Source organism: Acinetobacter lwoffii (genome assembly GCF_024129435.1).
In the GTDB taxonomy this organism is placed as follows: Bacteria; Pseudomonadota; Gammaproteobacteria; order Pseudomonadales; family Moraxellaceae; genus Acinetobacter; species Acinetobacter lwoffii_F.
In genome coordinates this window covers 112600-131694 of the sequence record NZ_JAMXXN010000005.1, presented here as the reverse complement: position 1 = coordinate 131694, position 19095 = coordinate 112600, and the positions used below count along the sequence as shown (strand labels likewise).

The window sequence follows — 19095 nt, the reverse complement described above, 5'->3', positions numbered from 1 at the left end:
CTTATAGACGAACTAATTCCACAATCTTCTCAGCAAGTTCTTCAACTGTATCTACGGTTAAAGTCGTGTCTGTACCTTCAGCGGCATCGGTAATCACAACCACACCAGTTTCACGAACCAGTGCAACCTGCTCCGCATTCAAACCTGCTTTAGCAATAGCAACGATCCCTTGCTGAATCAGCAAGCTTTCTAGCGCCTGAGCATTTTCCAGAGCTTTGGCAGTTACAGTTACAGCAGCAGGTTTTTGACCCAAACGTGCTGCACGTACTTCTGCAGTGACAGGCTCATCATGTGCAGACCATTCAACTGATTCTTCCACCATACCTGCACCAATCGTCACGTTATTTAAACGGTCGATGAAGATAAACGAACCGGTGAAACGGCTGTCTTGATAACGGTCAAAGACTACTGGTGCATCAAATTCAACAGTCACATTGGCGATTGCATTTAGCTCAAGTTTATCCACCTGAACTTTTTCCAATGTGTTAACGTTGGTACGGTAATGAATTGCCGTTACTTTTGCCGGAACGGTTTGCGTACCAATCTTGATGTTGTACAGCTTACCCAGTACAAGTGGTTGATCTGCCATCCACACAACAGTCGCTTGAACTGAACGGGAAATATTTGGAACAGCTTGATCCGCACGAATTAACACGTTACCACGTGAAATATCAATTTCATCGTTAAGCGTTAAAGTCACTGCCTGACCTGCAACTGCATGCTCAAGATTGCCATCAAAAGTGACAATTTCTTTGACAGTCGATGATTTACCAGAAGGTAATGCTGTTACGGTATCGCCAACATTGATATCGCCAAGTGCGATCGTACCGCAGAAACCACGGAAGTCGAGGTTTGGACGGTTCACGTATTGCACAGGGAAACGGAAATCCTGCTTCGCTGAACTACGGTTAATTTCCACCGATTCAAGTGTACCCATCAGCGTTTCACCAGTGTACCATGGCGTATTGGCTGACTTGTTCACCACGTTATCGCCATTCAATGCAGAAATAGGCGTAAAGATGATATTGCTTGGTTTACGATCGCCCAATTGTGCAACGAATGCCGCATATTCAGCCTGGATTTCATTGAAACGTGTTTCAGAGAATTCCACCAAGTCCATCTTGTTGATCGCAACAATGATGTTCTTGATCCCGAGCAAACTCGCAATAAAGGTATGACGACGCGTCTGGGTTTGCACGCCATAACGTGCATCAATCAAAATGATTGCAAGGTCACACGTCGATGCACCTGTCGCCATGTTACGAGTGTACTGTTCGTGTCCCGGCGTGTCCGCGATGATGAACTTACGCTTTTCTGTCGAAAAATAACGATAGGCCACATCAATGGTAATACCTTGCTCACGCTCTGCTTGCAAACCATCGACCAGAAGTGCCAAATCAGGTGCATCACCTGTCGTACCGACTTTCTTCGAGTCACGGGTCACGGCCTGTAATTGATCTTCATAAATCAATTTTGAATCATACAGCAGACGACCGATTAACGTCGATTTACCATCGTCCACGTTACCGCAAGTCAGGAAACGCAACAGGTCTTTATTTTCATGTTGTTTCAGATAGCCCAAGATATCTTGGCTGATTAAATCAGATTGATGAGACATCGCTCAAAGCTCCACATATTCTTTAGAAATCGGTTGTTTTGAATCTTTTTTTAATCTCCCTAAATCCCTCTTTAATAAAGAGGGATTTTATCTCCGTTCTGATTTAGGAGTTCCCCCTCTTTTTAAAGAGGTGAGCAGCATTGCTGCGCAAGGGGGGAGATTAAATTAGAAGTAGCCTTCCTGCTTCTTCTTCTCCATTGAGCCTGCTTCATCATGATCAATCATACGACCTTGACGCTCAGAACTGGTTGCCAGCAACATTTCCTGAATAATTTCCGGCAAGGTATTGGCTGTAGATTCCACAGCACCTGTTAATGGATAACAACCCAAAGTACGGAAACGTACCGATTTCATTTGTGGAACTTCACCTTCTTTTAAAGGCATACGTTCATCATCAACCATAATAAGTGTGCCACTACGTTCAACCACAGGACGTTCTGCAGCCAAATAAAGTGGTACTAATGGAATACTTTCCAAATAGATGTATTGCCAGATATCCAGCTCAGTCCAGTTAGATAATGGGAATACACGAATACTTTCGCCCTTGTTCACTTTACCGTTGTAAAGATTCCAAAGTTCTGGACGCTGGTTTTTCGGATCCCAACGATGTTTCGAATCACGGAATGAATAAACACGTTCCTTGGCACGTGATTTTTCTTCATCACGGCGCGCGCCACCAAAAGCAGCATCAAAACCGTATTTATCCAGAGCCTGTTTTAGACCCTGAGTTTTCATGATGTCAGTATATTTAGAACTACCATGGTCGAACGGGTTAATACCAGCCTCAACCCCTTCTTTATTCTGATGCACGATCAAATCGAAACCATGGGTTTTTGCCATGTTGTCCCGGAAAGTGATCATGTCTTTAAACTTCCAGCCTGTATCGACATGTAATAATGGAAATGGAAGTTTTGCTGGGTAGAACGCTTTTAGCGCAAGATGCAGCATGACCGCTGAATCTTTACCAATCGAATACAGCATGACCGGATTTTCAAACTCGGCAGCAACTTCGCGGATGATATGAATACTCTCAGCTTCAAGCTGTTTGAGATGAGTAAGTCTTTCCTCATTTAACGACATGGACAACACCAGCTTAGAAAAACGTGTACTTATGACACTTTTGAAAATTTATATTCATTATAGTGATTTACTTATCCTATCCATTGCTTGTTTTATGATATTGATATATCAAAAGCTCATATAAAAATTCATCAATAATGAATATCAGTTTTTATGAATCAATGATTTGCACAATTCAAGCGAGGATATTGTGTGGTAGAGGTATATATTAACCTGTCGCTAAACCAATAAAATCATAGGAAAATAATCTAAAGTAGTGGTTCTCAAATAGTTGAAAAATTACTAGAGTAAGTTCAATTCTCCCCCTTGATATACTTTACTTATGCCTTATAGCGCTTTTGATCTCGCCACTGTAAAAATCCGTCTGGAACAGGCCCAGCTTGCTGGTTATATTTATCAGCACCAGCAACATATTTTAGTCTTGCAAGAACCTTTCAGTGATGATGGCAAGCCTTTAAACATCTATCTGCAACATGAGCTGACCGCGGATCAAATCGGATTACAGTTTGGTCTGCGTTTGCAAGAAGGTCATTGGGAATTTCTAATCGGCGTTACTTATAGCAACCAGAACGCAGCTTATGAAATCGGTGCTGGCAACCTCAAAGGTGATCAAAAAGCCTTTAACTTATTATATGCCTTTTATAATTATCCTAAAGCGTTCTATCTGGTGGCATTACCTTTGACGACCAACAGTCAGCTTTTGGAGCAAACCTTGCAACAGCAGCTTTTCAAGCAGCCTGATCTCGACTTCCTGAATACTGCAGTCAAGGTCAATCCTATGGGCGAACAGGTCAAATGGATGCAACACTATATTCTGCAACAGACTCTAGATATGAAAGTCCGGATTCAGACTGCCCTGCTTTAGGCTTGAATAGAAAATTTAGAGATACTCAGGTCGATGTATCTCTATATCTTTCTAAGGCAAGCACACACAGAGTGCTGTCCTATTCAGAATTCCTATTGCCGCTATGGCATCACTTGCTCAAACATCCATTTAACTTATAGTTTATTATTAATTTTAATAGTTCAATAATTATTAAATAATCAATATATTCAATCCTTGTTTATCGGGTTTTTTGTTATTTTTTTGCATACAAAATCAGTAATTACTGTTATCGTTATATCAATAAAAACTTTCAGACACTTTTCCTAAAAACATAATTATAGAGATAAAGAAATGTGGGAACTGTTTACGCATCCATCAAATATCGTATTTAGTATTAGCCTGAGCCTAATGCTGATGTTTGCAGCACTAGAATGTATTCTATTGCTGCTTGGCGGCGGCTCTCAGCATATCTTTGAACAGTTTTTACCTGAAGATCCCCTGCAACCAGAAATAAGCCCGGATCAGTCTCCGGGTGTTTTCAGCAAAGTATTTGACTGGTTATATCTGGGGCGTCTGCCTTTATTTATCTGGCTAATCATTTTTCTGACCAGTTATGGGTTAAGCGGTTTATTGATTCAGGGCATATTTGAGCGCCTGACCAGCCAGCTGTTTAATGTTTGGCTGATTTCTCCGGCCTGCCTGTTTCTGTGTATGCCTGTGGTGCGCTTTCTTGCCATGGCCGCCAGTAAGCTCCTGCCCCAAGACGAAACCTCTGCGATTCATAGTGATGAACTCATCGGACGTACCGCGACCATTATTCTCGGAGATGCCAAAGTGAATTCTCCGGCGCAGGCCAAAGTCCGTGATCAACATGGTCAGACCCACTATGTACTGGTTGAACCAGAAAACAATCAAATTTTAAATCAAGGTCAGAATGTAGTTCTAACCCACAAAACCAAGAACGGCTTTCAAGCCATTGCACTTTAATTTTATTTAGCTAGCACTCAATTGAGACTTTATAACAATGTTAACATTTGATTTATATAATATTTTAATTATTGCGGGAATTATTTTTGTAGCACTGGTGACCTTTGGGCTCATCATTGCACGCTTATACCGTCGCTCCAGTAAAGAGATTTCTTTTGTTCGTACCGGATGGGGTGGAGAAAAAGTCATTCTGGGTGGAGGTGCCATTGTACTTCCCGTCTTGCATGAAATCATTCCGGTAAATATGAACACCTTGCGCCTTGAAGTACGCCGTGCCGATGATCAGGCATTGATTACTCGTGACCGGATGCGTGTCGATGTGATGGCCGAATTCTATGTGCGGGTCAAGCCTACAGCCGATTCCATTGCAGTTGCAGCTCAAACACTGGGTCAGAAAACCATGTCACCGAATGAACTCAAAAATCTGGTGGAAGGTAAATTTGTAGACTCCTTGCGTGCCGTAGCTGCCGAGATGGCGATGGAAGAATTGCATGAAAAACGGGTAGATTTTGTACAAAAAGTGCAGCAAGTGGTATCAGAAGATCTGCATAAAAATGGTCTGGAGCTGGAAACCGTTTCTCTGACCGGACTGGATCAAACTGGGTTTAAGTATTTCAATCCACAAAATGCTTTCGATGCTGAAGGTCTGACTAAATTAACTGAAACCATTGAAGATCGTCGCCGTAAACGCAACCATATTGAACAGGATACCGACCTGGCGATTAAAACCAAAAACCTGGAAGCCGAGCAAGCGCGTCTGCAAATTATTCGTGAAGAAGAATATGCCAAACTGCAACAGGAACGTGAAATTTCGATTCGACGTGCTGAACAGTTAGCTGAAATTGCAGCCCAGGAAGCTGCTAAAAAACGTGAAGCGGAAGAAGCCCGTATTGCTGCTGAACGCGAGGTTGAATTAAAACGTATTTTGGCAGCTCGTGATGTGGAAAATGAAAACATCCAGAAAGCACAGCTGATTCAAAAAGCTCAGGTTGAGCAGAAGAAAACCATTGAACTGGCTGAACAGGATCGTGCTATTGCCATTGCAGAAAAATCACGTGCCGAATCTGAAGCCAAAGCCCAAGCCGATCAGGCGCGTGCACAAGCGGTAAAAGCGGAAGAAGAAGTCATCACCGTACGTCAAATTCAGCAGGCTGAACGTCAAAAAGCGGTTGAACTGGTCGCAGCCAAAGAACATGCTGAAAAAGATGCGATTGCAATTACAGTTGCTGCTGAAGCAGGTAAACAGGCGGCGGCGGATGACGCAGAAGCGATTCGTATTGCCGCAGAAGCTGAAGCCGAGAAAGTTCGCCTGAAAGCCAAAGGTGAAGCCGATGCCAAAGTATTACTGGCTCAAGCGATGGAAAAACAATATCAGGTCGATGCTGAAGGTACACGTGCGGTTAATGAAGCCAATAATGTACTGTCATCGGAACAGGTCGAAATGCAGATCCGTTTGGCTATGCTGAAATACCTGCCTGAAATTATCCGTGAAAGTGTCAAACCAATGGAAAATATTGATGACATCAAGATTCTGCAGGTGAATGGTTTGCATGGCAGCCATGCTGGTGCTTGTCAGGCAGATGCACAGCATGAAAATGGCAATGTTGCGCTGTCCGATCAGGTGGTGAATAGTGCCCTACGCTATCGTAGTCAGGCACCGCTTATTGACAGTCTGATGAATGAGCTAGGTATTCAGGGTGGTGATATTAATGGGATGACTCAGAGCCTGAAATCGAAAAGTTAAAAATTAACTGAGATATAAAAAAGCTCCCAAATGGGAGCTTTTTTACAGATTTACTTTGGATTTCAAACCAAACCTTTATCTTTTAACACTTGCAGCATGGTCGAACCAAGCTCAGCTGGGCTGCGCGTATAGGCCATACCCGCACGCTCAAATGCAGCAAACTTCTCTTCTGCTGTACCCTTACCACCTGAAATAATCGCACCTGCGTGTCCCATACGTTTACCTTTCGGCGCAGTTACACCGGCAATATAACCTACAACCGGCTTGGTGACATTCGATTGAATATACTCTGCTGCTTCTTCTTCTGCAGTACCGCCAATTTCACCAATCATAATAATTGCTTCAGTTTGCGGATCGTCCTGGAACAGTTTCAAACAGTCAATCTGGTTCATGCCAGGAATTGGATCACCCCCGATACCGATACAGGTCGACTGACCTAGACCGAGTTTCGTCGTTTGTGCTACAGCTTCATAAGTCAATGTGCCTGAACGCGAGATAATGCCGATTTTGCCTGGCTGATGAATATGACCCGGCATAATTCCGATCTTACATTCACCCGGCGTAATAATGCCCGGACAGTTTGGTCCGATTAAACGTGTACCATTACCATTGGTTTCCAAATAACGTTTGGCTTTGAGCATGTCGATGGTCGGTACACCCTCAGTGATCACCACAATTAACTCAATGCCCGAATCGATGGCTTCAACAATAGAATCCAGTACAAAAGGTGCCGGAACATAAATCACCGAAGCATCTGCAGCAGTTTCTTTTACTGCTTCACGCATGGTATTAAATACAGGCAATTCTAGATGGGTTTGACCACCTTTACCTGGGGTTACACCACCGACAATTTTGGTACCATAGGCCAGAGCCTGTTCAGAATGGAATGTACCGTTTTTACCTGTAAAGCCCTGTACCAATACTTTAGTTTCTTTATTAACTAATACGCTCATGATCAATACCCCTTTAAGCTTTTACAGCAGCAACGATTTTTTCTGCAGCGTCAGCAAGACCATGTGCAGAAATCAATTTCAAACCTGATTCATCCAGTAATTTTGCACCCAGTTCCGCATTGTTGCCTTCGAGGCGAACAACCACAGGAACGGTTACATTTACCTCCTGAACCGCTGCAATAATGGCTTCAGCAATCATGTCACAACGTACAATTCCACCAAAAATATTGATTAATACACCCTGCACAGAATGATCTGCCAGAATAATTTTAAAAGCTTCAATCACGCGCTCTTTGGTCGCACCACCACCCACATCGAGGAAGTTAGCCGGTTGACCGCCATAGAGCTTGATGATGTCCATGGTTGCCATGGCAAGACCAGCACCATTGACCATACAACCAATATTACCTTCCAAGGCGACATAGTTCAGATCATACTCAGAGGCTTTCAGCTCACGTTCATTTTCCTGAGACTTATCACGTAGTGCAGCCACTTCTGGTAAACGATACAAGGCATTTGAATCGATTCCGACTTTGGCATCGACACAGAGAATGTCACCATTTTCACGTACGGACAGCGGATTGATTTCGAAAAGCGCAAAATCATTATCTACAAATGCCTGATAAGCAGCTGTCATGACCTTAACAAATTGATTGATCTGCCCATCTTTGAGTTTAAGAGCAAAAGCAACTTCACGTGCCTGAAATGGCATCAGACCTACTAAAGGATCAACTTCAACTTTAATAATTTTTTCAGGGCTTTCTTCGGCCACTTTCTCAATTTCAACACCGCCCTCTGTCGATGCCATAAAGGTGATGCGTCGCGTTGAGCGATCCACCACAGCTCCCAGGTACAACTCACGCTCAACCGGATAAACATCTTCAGAAACTAAAATACTATTTACCGGCTGGCCATTGGCATCAGTCTGATAAGTCACCAAGCGTGAACCAAGAATCTGATTGGCATATTCAGCAGCTTCAGAAGCCGATTTCACCACTTTAACACCGCCGGCTTTCCCACGACCACCAGCATGTACCTGAGCCTTCAATACAGCGAATTTACCACCTAGCTGTTCAAAAGCACGTACCGTTTCATCGGCATTGGTGGCCAGTATTCCTTCCTGTACAGGCATACCATATTTTTTTAATAACGCTTTCGCTTGATACTCATGTAAATTCATTGAATAACCTTTTATTGCTTCTTTACTTTGTTATGACCCACCAGCACCCAGACGTCCGTCAAAGCAGTACCAGCATTTCTTAAAATCGTTATCTTTATTTTTAGATGATTGTTCCAATAAAAACAACCATGAAATGTAAAAAGAGCGACCTAAGTCGCTCTTTTTTCGAATTACTTACGCTTACGTTGGATCGCGTGAATCGCACGCCCATCAACTGCAAGTGCAGCTTCATGTACCACTTCAGAGAATGTCGGGTGACCGAAAGTCATCAACTGAAGATCTTCAACTGAAGATACAAACTCAAGCGCGATCATACCTTGGTGAACGATATCAGACGCAGCAGGTCCAATCACGTGCATACCGAGTAAACGATCCGTTTTTGCATCAGCAACAAACTTCACGAAACCGGCACCTTCACCCGCAGCTAAAGCACGACCGTTCACAGCAAAACCGAATTGACCCGTTTTAACTTCGTGACCTTTTTCAGTCGCTTGCTGTTCTGTTAAACCTACCCACGCCGCTTCCGGATGTGTGTAAATTACAGAAATAATGGTGTCATAGTTCACTTGTGCAGCATGGCCGTGAATACGCTCAACCGCCATTACGCCTTCTTCCATTGCTTTATGCGCAAGCATTGGACCACGTACCAAGTCACCAATTGCGTATACGCCTTCAACTGAAGTTGCACACCAATCGTTGACTTCAACCAAACCGCGTTCAGTCAATTTAATGCCTGAATCATCAGCCAATAAACCTTCAGCATATGCGCGACGACCGACACAAACGATCAATTTATCGAAAGTTTCAGTTTTGTCTTCACCAGCTTGGTTATATTTAACCGTTACTTCACGACCATTGATTTCAGTACCTGCAACTTTTGCACCGATACGGATATCCATACCTTGCTTAGTCAACAGTTTTTGGAAGTCTTTTGCCAATGCTTTATCAGCCATTGGTAAGAATTCATCCATTGCTTCAAATACAACAACTTCAGCACCAAGACGACGCCATACAGAACCAAGCTCAAGACCGATCACGCCCGCACCAATTACACCTAAACGCTTAGGTACTTCTGGGAATTCAAGCGCGCCAGTAGAATCAACAATTAAGTCTTGATCTACAGGAGCCACTGGAATATTTACTGGTACAGAACCCGTCGCAAGAATCACATATTTAGGCTCTAAAACTTGAGTTTCACCTTCGTGAGAAACAAATTCTACTTTTTTACCTGCAAGCAGTTTACCCGTACCTTTTAACCACTCGATGCCATTACCTTTAAGTAACTGATCGATACCGCCAGTCAATTGATCTACAACTTTGTCTTTACGAGCCAGCATTTTAGAAAGATCGAATTTAACTTCACCAGTCGTAATACCATGGTCATCTAGATGTTGAACTGTATCTTCATAACGATGTGAAGAATCAAGTAAAGCTTTAGACGGGATACAACCGACGTTTAAGCAAGTACCACCTAAAGATGGTTTACCTTTATGAATACGTTTTTCGATACACGCAACTTTAAAACCAAGTTGAGCTGCACGAATTGCTGCTTCGTAGCCGCCCGGGCCACCACCAATTACGACTAAATCGAATTGAGACATGTTTATCTCCAACTAATCCCCCTTATTAATCCCCCTTTTCCAAAGGGGGATCTTCCCCTCTTTTTAAAGAGGGGTTAGGGGAGATTTTTAATGAATAAATTACAGATCAAGGATCAGACGCGCTGGCTCTTCTAACAATTCTTTGATTGTTACAAGGAAACCGACTGCTTCTTTACCATCGATTAAACGGTGGTCATAAGACAGTGCAAGGTACATCATTGGCAAGATTTCTACTTGACCATTCACCGCCATCGGACGTTCCTGGATTTTATGCATACCCAGAATCGCAGTTTGTGGTGTATTTAGAATTGGTGTAGAAAGCAATGAACCGAAAGTACCACCATTAGTAATAGTGAATGTACCGCCAGTCATATCTTCGATACCCAGTTTACCGTCACGTGCCTTGCCAGCATATGCACGGATGCCGTTTTCAACTTCAGCATAGTTCATGCGGTCTGTATCACGAAGAACAGGAACCACTAGACCACGCTCAGATGAAACTGCAACACCGATGTCGTAGTAACCGTGATACACGATGTCATCGCCATCAATTGAAGCATTTACCGCTGGATAGCGTTTAAGTGCTTCAGTTGCTGCTTTAACGAAGAATGACATGAAGCCAAGACGCGCACCATGACGCTTCTCGAATGCATCTTTGTATTGAGCACGCATTTCCATGATTGGTTTCATGTTCACTTCGTTGAACGTGGTCAACATTGCAGTTTCTTGAGTCGCTGCAAGTAAACGTTCAGCAACACGCTTACGAAGGCGAGTCATAGGAACACGTTTTTCGATACGCTCGCCCACTGCAACGCTTAATGGTTGCGCTGCAGGTGCTGCCGGTTTCGCTTGATGATTTGCCACATCTTCTTTCGTGATGCGACCGCCACGGCCTGTACCTGCAACGTCAGCAGCTGCAACACCAGATTCAGTCAATGCTTTACGCACTGCTGGAGCCTGATCCTGTACTTGTTGACGTTCAACGATCGGTGCATTACCCGCTTCAGTTTGCGCAGCAGCTTGTTCAACTTTCTCTTCAGACTGAACTGCTTGAGTTTGCGTAGCGCCAGAAACAGCACCTTCTTCAAACTGTGCAATGACTTCAGCTGAAAGAACAGTATCGCCTTCACCTTTAATAATAGATGCAAGTGTACCGTCTGCAGGAGCAACAACTTCTAAAACAACTTTATCAGTCTCAATATCGCAGATCACTTCATCACGTGACACTGCTTCACCTGGTTGTTTGTGCCAAGTTGCGATCGTACCGTCCGCAACTGACTCTGGGAATACCGGTGCTTTAATTTCGGTTGCCATTACTTAGAATCTCCTGGATTATTCAGCGTCGATCGCAAGCGCGTCGTTGATGAGCTGAGCTTGTTGTTTTGCATGCAAATATGGTGAACCACATGCCGGTGCAGCAGAAGCTTCACGGCCTGCATAGCTAATACGTACTTGTTTACCCGCTTTCATCACGTCGTCATATAGACGCGGTGCGATGAACAACCAAGCGCCTTGGTTCTTCGGTTCTTCTTGCGCCCAAACAAGTTCTTTAACGTTTGGATATTGCGCAAGCACTTCTGCCAGGCGTTTTTCTGGGTATGGATATAATTGTTCAATACGTACAATTGCAGTGTTGTTCAATTCTTTTTCACGACGTTTTTCAACTAGGTCGTAATACACCTTACCACCACACAAAACCAGACGGGTTACATCTGACTTGTTGATGTTGTCTACTTCATCAATCACGGTTTGGAATGTACCGTTTGCAAGCTCTTCAAGGCTAGATACAGCAAGCTTGTGACGAAGTAAAGATTTCGGCGAAGTAACAATCAATGGCTTACGGATTGGACGAATCGCTTGACGACGTAATGCGTGGAAAATCTGCGCAGGCGTAGTCGGTGTGATGACTTGCATGTTGTCTTCAGCACATAGCTGCAAGAAACGTTCCAAACGTGCAGATGAATGTTCTGGACCTTGACCTTCAAAACCGTGTGGAAGAAGCATAGTTAAGCCACATACACGCTCCCATTTGGTTTCACCAGATGAGATGAACTGGTCAATGACAACCTGTGCACAGTTTGCGAAGTCACCGAATTGTGCTTCCCAGATGATCAAACTCTTAGGAAGAGTCGTCGCATAACCATATTCAAATGCCAATACAGCCATTTCTGACAACAAAGAGTCATAGATTGCAGTACGCGGCTGGTTTTCTTTCAGGTTACACAGTGGAAGATAAGTTGAACCATCTACCTGATTATGCAGTTTTGCATGACGGTGTGAGAAAGTACCACGACCTACGTCTTCACCCGTTAAACGAAGCAAGTAACCATCATCTAGTACAGTTGCATACGCCAGAGTTTCAGCAGCACCCCAGTTCAGAGGCATTTCACCCGTTTGCATTTTCAGACGGTCATCAATTACTTTTGCAACTTGACGCTGCATCACGAAGCCTTCAGGAAGCTCACGCATTTTCTTGCCAAGTTCTTTCAGACGTTCGATTGGGAAAGTTGTATCCCACTCGTCTGTGTACTCATGACCTAAGTAAGGCGTCCAGTCCACAAACATTTTTTTGTTTGGTTCAAGTACCAGTGCATTGGCAACGTGATTACCCGCTTCCAGGTCGGCACGGTAGTTTTCAACCATCTGATCTGCACTTGCGCGATCAAGAACACCCTGTTGTACCAGTTGGTCCGCATAAAGCGTACGCGTGGTCGCTTTCTTGTTAATCACTTGATACATCATTGGTTGAGTTGCAGCTGGCTCATCCGCTTCGTTATGACCACGACGACGGTAGCAGAACATGTCAATCACAACGTCTTTACGGAAGGTATGACGGAAGTCATGTGCCAATTGTGAAATGAACACCACAGCTTCAGGATCATCACCATTGACATGGAAAATCGGTGCCTGAATCATTTTTGCGATGTCAGTACAGTATTCTGTAGAACGTGCGTCACGTGGATCAGACGTCGTGAAACCAACCTGGTTGTTAATTACAATGTGCACTGTACCACCCACGGTATAACCGCGAGTTTGTGACATCTGGAAAGTTTCCTGGTTAACGCCCTGACCTGCAAATGCAGCATCACCGTGTACGATTAGTGGCAATACGTCATCGCCGCCAATGTCTTTACGACGTACTTGACGTGCACGTACTGAACCTTCAACCACAGGGCCAACGATTTCAAGGTGTGACGGGTTAAACGCCAATGCCAAGTGAACTTCGCCACCTGGAGTCATCACGTTTGAAGAGAAGCCTTGGTGATACTTAACGTCACCAGAACCTTTCTTGTGAATAGACTTACCTTCGAACTCACCAAACAGGTCAGCCGGGTTCTTACCCATGATGTTAACAAGAAGGTTTAAACGGCCGCGGTGAGGCATACCGATCACAACTTCTTTACAGCCTACAGAACCTGCACGCTGAATAATTTCGTTGACCATCGGGATGAATGCTTCACCACCTTCAACGCCGAAACGTTTGGCACCAACGAATTTATTACCAAGATATTTTTCTAGGCCTTCAGCCGCAGTTAAACGCTCAAGGACATGTTTCTTTTGATCAGCATTGAAGCCATATTGACCGCGTGCACTTTCTAGACGTTGTTGAATCCAACGTTTTTCTTTGGTGTCCACGATATGCATGTATTCAGCACCGATTGAACCACAGTAAGTGGCTTCCATTGACTGAACCATTTCAGCCAAAGTCGCTTCTTCTTTACCGATCGCCAAGTTACCAGTATTGAATACTGTGTCTAAGTCAGACTGAGTCAAACCATGCGCAGCAAGATCTAGATCAGGCACAACTTCACGCTTCGCCAAACCTAATGGATCCAGTTTTGCTTTCTGGTGACCACGGTTACGGTACGCAGCAATCAGCTGTAGCACGCCAATTTGACGACGTTCATGCTCTGAGCTGACTGTCGACTGAACAATAGGCTGAATACGGCTTGAATTGCGACCTAAAAGTAGGAATTGCTCACGTACATTACTGTGTGGTTGATCACCTTTTGGGAATTTATCGAAGTACGCTCTCCAGTCAGCACCCACTGAGTCTGGAGCAGTCAGATACTGCTCATAAAGTTCTTCAATATACGCTGCACTATCAGCGGAAAGTTCAGTGTCAAGACGCAGAGCGTCAGCAACTTCTTGCATTTGTGGACCCATTTCCTATTGCAAAAACATTTTCAGGATGCTTTTTAAGCAAAACCCAGGATTATTAGCATCAAATTGGTAATATGATACTAGTCCCCCATAAGGCATAAGCCATGAGGCGTTATCACCACACCAAGAAAATCTTGATATGTTTAATGAACAATAACGCCCCTCAGCGGCATCATCACTCATTGAATACCCGATCGAAACCGGGCAATTTTTTGCAAATCGACTTAGAAAAAAGCAAGCATTAACAAAGATTTTTTCTAAAGCGACTCGGGTCTACCTTTTATATACCAGTCCCTGATTATGCAGTGTTTAAAAAATGTACCTGGCGTGGCATTTTTTAAACATAGTCATGGGCTAAATGCTAACATGTTCTCAACTTTTCAATTGATTTTTTTGACACATACCTTCCATAAATTGGCTAAATACAGTTCAGATATTTTACTCTAATATATGGTGCTTTATCTCAAAAATAGATTCAATGTAGACTTAAGTCCTAAGCATTTCCGATAAATAAAAAGAGAGCAAACCTTTCAATCCACTCCCTCCTTAAATTTCCGTTATATAATAACATCGTTCTTGCTATTTTTCAGGTCAGTTTTACATCTAAAAATCATAAATACCCAAAATAATCACATGTTCTTCTTATATGGCGCTCAAAGCCATTACCCTTTTCCTGACTGTTTCACTCAACTTTATACATTTTAAGTATAGTATCTTTATTTTTATCCTATGATTTTTTAATTTTTCCAATAGTTTGCATAAAAAAAGCACACCTGAAGGTGTGCTTTTTTCTAAACTGCGAAGAGCAGCCTATTAGCCTGCCATATCTAAAAGCATATTACGGATGTGACCGATTGCTTTAGTTGGGTTCAAGCCTTTAGGACATACAGATACACAGTTCATAATGCCTTTACAACGGAACAATGAGAACGGGTCGTCTAGACGAGCCAAACGCTCTTGTGTTCCCGTATCACGCGAGTCAATAATGAAGCGGTAAGCGTTCAACAATGCTGAAGGACCCAAGAACTTGTCCGGGTTCCACCAGAATGACGGGCATGAAGTTGAACAGCATGCACATAGAATACATTCATATAGACCATCAAGATGCTCACGCTCTTCAGGAGACTGTAAACGTTCCTTAGGAGGCGCAGGCTGGTTGTTGATCAAGAATGGATGGATCTTGTTGTACTGATCATAGAACTGGTTCATATCAACCACCAAGTCTTTCACTACAGGAAGACCAGGCAATGGACGAACAGTAATTTCATTTGGTAAGTCGTTCAGGTTCCAAAGACACGCCAAACCGTTTTTACCATTGATGTTCACGCCATCAGAACCACAAATACCTTCACGACATGAACGACGGAACGTTAAAGTTTCGTCCTGTACTTTCAATGCAAGAAGCGCATCAAGCAACATACGGTGCTTGTCAGTCAGTTCAAGTTTGAAAGTTTGCATGTACGGTGCTTTATCCTTATCAGGATCGTAGCGGTAGATATGAAATGTACGAGTACCTCTACTCATCTGAATTCTCCTGATTAGAATGTACGTGGTTTAGGTGGAATCGCATCAACCGACAATGGACGGTAACGAACTGGCTTGTACTCCAGATGGTTATCCGCAGAGAACCAAAGAGTATGCTTCATCCATTCATCATCACGACGACCATATGGGTATTCAGGATGATCTGGTGACAATTCAAAATCTACAACCGTATGCGCACCACGACACTCTTTACGAGCAGCCGCAGAAATAAGCGTTGCTTTTGCAACTTCATACAAGTTTTCAACTTCTAGTGCTTCAATACGTGCAGTGTTGAATACTTTAGATTTGTCTTTCAAGTGAATGTTACGTACGCGCGGTTCAATTGCAAGAATCTGTTTCACACCTTCATCTAGAAGCGCAGATGTACGGAATACACCAGCGTGGTCTTGAACGATGTCACGGATTGCATCAGCAACCTCTTGAGCATTCTCACCTGTAGTCGATTCGTCAAGTTTACGAATACGTTCAACAGTTTCTTCAAGCACAGTTGTTGGAAGTGGTTCGTACTCATCACCGTGATGTTTAGTCACATATTCAATGATGTGTTTACCTGCCGCCTTACCAAATACCACCAAGTCAAGCAGTGAGTTCGTACCTAAACGGTTTGCACCGTGTACAGATACACATGAACACTCACCAATTGCATAGAAACCTTTCACTGGTTTAGTGAAGTCACGACCTTCGGCATTTGTAGAGTAAACGTCGGTGTCTTTATTGTAGTTAGCAACAAGCGCTTCAGTTTCACGAGACTCAGGAACAACCACTTGACCATGAATATTCGTTGGAATACCACCCATTTGGTAATGAATTGTTGGTACTACAGGAATTGGCTCTTTAGTGATGTCAACGTTCGCGAATTTCTTACCAATCTCGAATACAGATGGAAGACGTTTCATGATCGTGTCAGCACCCAAGTGCGTCATATCAAGCAGGATGTAATCGCCTTTAGGACCACAACCACGACCTTCTTTGATCTCTTGGTCCATAGAACGTGATACGAAGTCACGTGGCGCCAAGTCTTTCAAAGTTGGTGCATAACGTTCCATGAACGGTTCGCCGTCTTTGTTACGAAGGATTGCACCTTCACCACGACAACCTTCAGTCAACAATACGCCTGCGCCCGCAACACCCGTTGGGTGGAATTGCCAGAATTCCATATCTTGTAATGGAATACCTGCACGAGCAGCCATACCAAGACCGTCACCAGTGTTGATATAAGCATTTGTAGATGCACGGTAAACACGACCAGCACCACCAGTAGCAAACAATGTCGCTTTCGCCTGGAATACTGCAATTTTACCTGTTTCCTGGTCAATTGCTGTAACACCAAGAACGTCGCCTTTTTCGTTACGGATCAGGTCAAGCGCAATCCATTCTACGAAGAACTGAGTGCCCATTTTCACGTTGCTTTGATAAAGCGTGTGAAGAAGTGCGTGACCGGTACGGTCGGCAGCAGCACATGCACGTGGCACAGCTTTCTCACCGTAGTTTGCTGAGTGACCACCGAATGGACGCTGGTAAATTGTACCGTCAGCGTTACGGTCGAATGGCATACCTAGGTGTTCAAGCTCATAAACCACTTGAGGCGCTTCACGAGTCATGAACTCGATTGCGTCTTGGTCACCTAACCAATCCGAACCTTTCACTGTGTCGTAGAAGTGGTAGTGCCAGTTATCTTCTTGCATGTTACCAAGAGATGCACCAATACCACCCTGCGCTGCAACAGTGTGCGAACGAGTTGGGAATACTTTAGTCAGAACCGCAACTTTCAAACCAGCTTGAGCAAGTTGGTAAGACGCACGCATACCTGAACCACCACCACCAACGATGACAGCATCGAAAGTTTCGTGCGGAATATTTGTGTAATCTTCTTTAGGGTTTATAGCGCCCATGATTGTTTCCTATCAATTCGCCCAAAAAATCTGGATCGCCCAGATTGCATATGCAAGTACAGCAATGATCACTGCTGAAGTCAGTACAAGGCGTAAACCTGAAGCTGAAGGACCCATTTGACGAGTAGTCACATAATCCGTGAATACCTGCCACATGCCGATCCATGCGTGTGCAACAAGAGATAAGACCGCCAACAAAGACATGATCTTCATTGGAACTGTCATCATAAAGCCGTACCACTGTTCAAAGTTGAAACCACCATTCAGTAGAATCCAACCCAGTACAACAACGGTATAAACAGCTAGAACTACAGCACTGACACGTTGGAGAAACCAATCGCGAGAACCTGAACCTGTTAAACCAGTAGCGCTTTTCATTAGAGTACGATCCATACAAATGCTGCAACAATACCGATTGCAGACAAGATTAATGCGATAGTAGATGCAACACGGCCACTTTCTAGTTCTTCAGCAACGCCAATGTCAGCAAGTAAATGCTTAACACCCGCAATAAAGTGAAAAATCATGCCGGCGACAAATACCCATACAATAAAGCGAACAATGAAACCGTTAAAGATTTCTTGAACTTGCGCAAAACCTTCAGGCGAAGACAATGACTTGTCTAAAATCCATAGAAGGACCGGTACGAGTAAGAATACGATAACACCTGAAAGACGGTGTAGAATTGATGCAATAGCCACGGGTGATTTTAAGTTTACTTCTAAAACTTGACCCATGGACAAATTGACAGGTCTGTTGCTTTTCACAGCGGGCATCCTGTAAGTAAAAACTCCATCCGGAGTTTGTTGGAATTAATTCGAAGGAAAGCTGGCATTCTCAGGCAAATACATGCCTAAAATCAAAACGACACTGAATTATAAAACGTGAACTATTAAAATACAAACGGCTGAATTTGGCTTTTTGGATAAAAAACCATTAAATAAGAATCATTAACAACAATAAGTCAGACTTTATATATTATTCCACCCTTTCAATTCCTATCTATATGATTGTTTTTAAATAATTAAGATGATTAATTTACTCGGTTTTCAGCCTACAGGATCATGTTTGAGTTTTAGACTAAAGATGCACAGTTCCATCACAAATATTATTTAAATCTCTTTTTAATTCAGATTTAAATCAAGTGTCTAGATTTAACAGACCAATTGCCCCAATTCAGCAGCACAGTGATTCAGATAACCTGATGTTAAATAGCGACTTAGTACACCACACGATGGGTTTTTCAATCGATTTGAAGCATTTAGATTCAAAAAATCATTCATTTATTTTTATACTGCTTACCTTTGCTGCCAAACTGGCCATTTATTAAGCTACTTTTTAATCAATTGAACCATATTCAAAATTCAATTAATTGCTTTTATTTATAATTCTACCTGTTAAATTCAGCTTGGCAAAAACGATGTAAGTTATGAGATTTATATAGTTTTAAGCATGCTCACCTTAATCTTTCACTATTTTCGCCCGCATTTCTTGCTAGGAAAAAA

14 protein-coding genes are annotated in these 19095 nt (G+C 43.2%); 3 read left to right on the top strand and 11 right to left on the bottom strand.

Annotated elements, in window-relative coordinates; genetic code table 11:
• Position 1 precedes the first annotated feature (1 nt).
• Both cysN and cysD read right to left on the bottom strand, forming a co-directional pair.
• Positions 2-1618: a sulfate adenylyltransferase subunit CysN gene (gene cysN / locus NI455_RS05115; protein WP_195724983.1), complete on the bottom strand. Its 1617-nt coding sequence runs from the start codon at positions 1616-1618 to the stop codon at positions 2-4.
• Positions 1619-1783: 165 nt separating this feature from the next.
• Entirely contained in the window at positions 1784-2698 is a 915-nt protein-coding gene (cysD, locus tag NI455_RS05110) for a sulfate adenylyltransferase subunit CysD (protein WP_004730252.1), read from the bottom strand.
• 322 nt (positions 2699-3020) lie between these two features.
• On the opposite strand from cysD, the gene NI455_RS05105 reads away from it, so the two are divergent.
• The 3 genes from NI455_RS05105 (at position 3021) to NI455_RS05095 (ending at position 6255) form a co-directional block, all read left to right on the top strand.
• On the top strand, positions 3021-3563 hold the full coding sequence (locus NI455_RS05105) for a hypothetical protein (RefSeq protein ID WP_253112802.1): 543 nt from the start codon (positions 3021-3023) through the stop codon (positions 3561-3563).
• Positions 3564-3875: 312 nt separating this feature from the next.
• Positions 3876-4511, top strand: a complete 636-nt coding sequence (locus tag NI455_RS05100; protein ID WP_005107512.1) for a YqiJ family protein — start codon at positions 3876-3878, stop codon at positions 4509-4511.
• Between the two features lie 37 nt (positions 4512-4548).
• A complete protein-coding gene (locus tag NI455_RS05095; RefSeq protein WP_253112799.1) occupies positions 4549-6255 on the top strand; it encodes a flotillin family protein in 1707 nt (568 codons plus the stop codon).
• A gap of 62 nt (positions 6256-6317) precedes the next feature.
• Here NI455_RS05095 and sucD read toward each other — a convergent pair whose 3' ends face one another.
• The 9 genes from sucD to sdhC form a co-directional block, all read right to left on the bottom strand.
• Positions 6318-7208, bottom strand: coding sequence for a succinate--CoA ligase subunit alpha (sucD, locus tag NI455_RS05090; protein ID WP_253112796.1), 891 nt, complete (start codon positions 7206-7208; stop codon positions 6318-6320).
• 13 nt (positions 7209-7221) lie between these two features.
• Complete coding sequence (sucC, locus tag NI455_RS05085) at positions 7222-8388, bottom strand: ADP-forming succinate--CoA ligase subunit beta (protein WP_253112793.1); 1167 nt, start codon at positions 8386-8388, stop codon at positions 7222-7224.
• Positions 8389-8558: 170 nt separating this feature from the next.
• Positions 8559-9989, bottom strand: a complete 1431-nt coding sequence (gene lpdA / locus NI455_RS05080) for a dihydrolipoyl dehydrogenase (protein WP_253112791.1) — start codon at positions 9987-9989, stop codon at positions 8559-8561.
• A gap of 99 nt (positions 9990-10088) precedes the next feature.
• Positions 10089-11303 carry a 2-oxoglutarate dehydrogenase complex dihydrolipoyllysine-residue succinyltransferase gene (gene odhB, locus NI455_RS05075; protein WP_004279435.1) on the bottom strand — a complete coding sequence of 405 codons (1215 nt, stop codon included), beginning with the start codon at positions 11301-11303 and terminating at the stop codon, positions 10089-10091.
• Positions 11304-11321: 18 nt separating this feature from the next.
• A complete protein-coding gene (locus NI455_RS05070; RefSeq protein WP_004279434.1) occupies positions 11322-14144 on the bottom strand; it encodes a 2-oxoglutarate dehydrogenase E1 component in 2823 nt (940 codons plus the stop codon).
• Between the two features lie 822 nt (positions 14145-14966).
• Positions 14967-15677: a succinate dehydrogenase iron-sulfur subunit gene (locus tag NI455_RS05065; RefSeq protein ID WP_004279433.1), complete on the bottom strand. Its 711-nt coding sequence runs from the start codon at positions 15675-15677 to the stop codon at positions 14967-14969.
• A 14-nt stretch (positions 15678-15691) separates the two neighbouring features.
• Positions 15692-17590, bottom strand: coding sequence for a succinate dehydrogenase flavoprotein subunit (gene sdhA, locus NI455_RS05060; protein ID WP_253112788.1), 1899 nt, complete (start codon positions 17588-17590; stop codon positions 15692-15694).
• 12 nt (positions 17591-17602) lie between these two features.
• A complete protein-coding gene (gene sdhD / locus NI455_RS05055; RefSeq protein WP_004279431.1) occupies positions 17603-17968 on the bottom strand; it encodes a succinate dehydrogenase, hydrophobic membrane anchor protein in 366 nt (121 codons plus the stop codon).
• Positions 17968-18366 carry a succinate dehydrogenase, cytochrome b556 subunit gene (gene sdhC / locus NI455_RS05050; protein WP_004279430.1) on the bottom strand — a complete coding sequence of 133 codons (399 nt, stop codon included), beginning with the start codon at positions 18364-18366 and terminating at the stop codon, positions 17968-17970. The genes sdhD and sdhC overlap by 1 nt, the downstream gene beginning before the upstream one ends.
• Between the last annotated feature and the right edge of the window lie 729 nt (positions 18367-19095).

Coding starts and splice junctions, on each gene's coding strand:
- cysN (WP_195724983.1), bottom strand. CDS start 1,618: ATGTCTCATCAATCTGATTTAATCAGCCAAGATATCTTGGGCTATCTG.
- cysD (WP_004730252.1), bottom strand. CDS start 2,698: ATGTCGTTAAATGAGGAAAGACTTACTCATCTCAAACAGCTTGAAGCT.
- NI455_RS05105 (WP_253112802.1), top strand. CDS start 3,021: ATGCCTTATAGCGCTTTTGATCTCGCCACTGTAAAAATCCGTCTGGAA.
- NI455_RS05100 (WP_005107512.1), top strand. CDS start 3,876: ATGTGGGAACTGTTTACGCATCCATCAAATATCGTATTTAGTATTAGC.
- NI455_RS05095 (WP_253112799.1), top strand. CDS start 4,549: ATGTTAACATTTGATTTATATAATATTTTAATTATTGCGGGAATTATT.
- sucD (WP_253112796.1), bottom strand. CDS start 7,208: ATGAGCGTATTAGTTAATAAAGAAACTAAAGTATTGGTACAGGGCTTT.
- sucC (WP_253112793.1), bottom strand. CDS start 8,388: ATGAATTTACATGAGTATCAAGCGAAAGCGTTATTAAAAAAATATGGT.
- lpdA (WP_253112791.1), bottom strand. CDS start 9,989: ATGTCTCAATTCGATTTAGTCGTAATTGGTGGTGGCCCGGGCGGCTAC.
- odhB (WP_004279435.1), bottom strand. CDS start 11,303: ATGGCAACCGAAATTAAAGCACCGGTATTCCCAGAGTCAGTTGCGGAC.
- NI455_RS05070 (WP_004279434.1), bottom strand. CDS start 14,144: ATGCAAGAAGTTGCTGACGCTCTGCGTCTTGACACTGAACTTTCCGCT.
- NI455_RS05065 (WP_004279433.1), bottom strand. CDS start 15,677: ATGAGTAGAGGTACTCGTACATTTCATATCTACCGCTACGATCCTGAT.
- sdhA (WP_253112788.1), bottom strand. CDS start 17,590: ATGGGCGCTATAAACCCTAAAGAAGATTACACAAATATTCCGCACGAA.
- sdhD (WP_004279431.1), bottom strand. CDS start 17,968: ATGAAAAGCGCTACTGGTTTAACAGGTTCAGGTTCTCGCGATTGGTTT.
- sdhC (WP_004279430.1), bottom strand. CDS start 18,366: ATGCCCGCTGTGAAAAGCAACAGACCTGTCAATTTGTCCATGGGTCAA.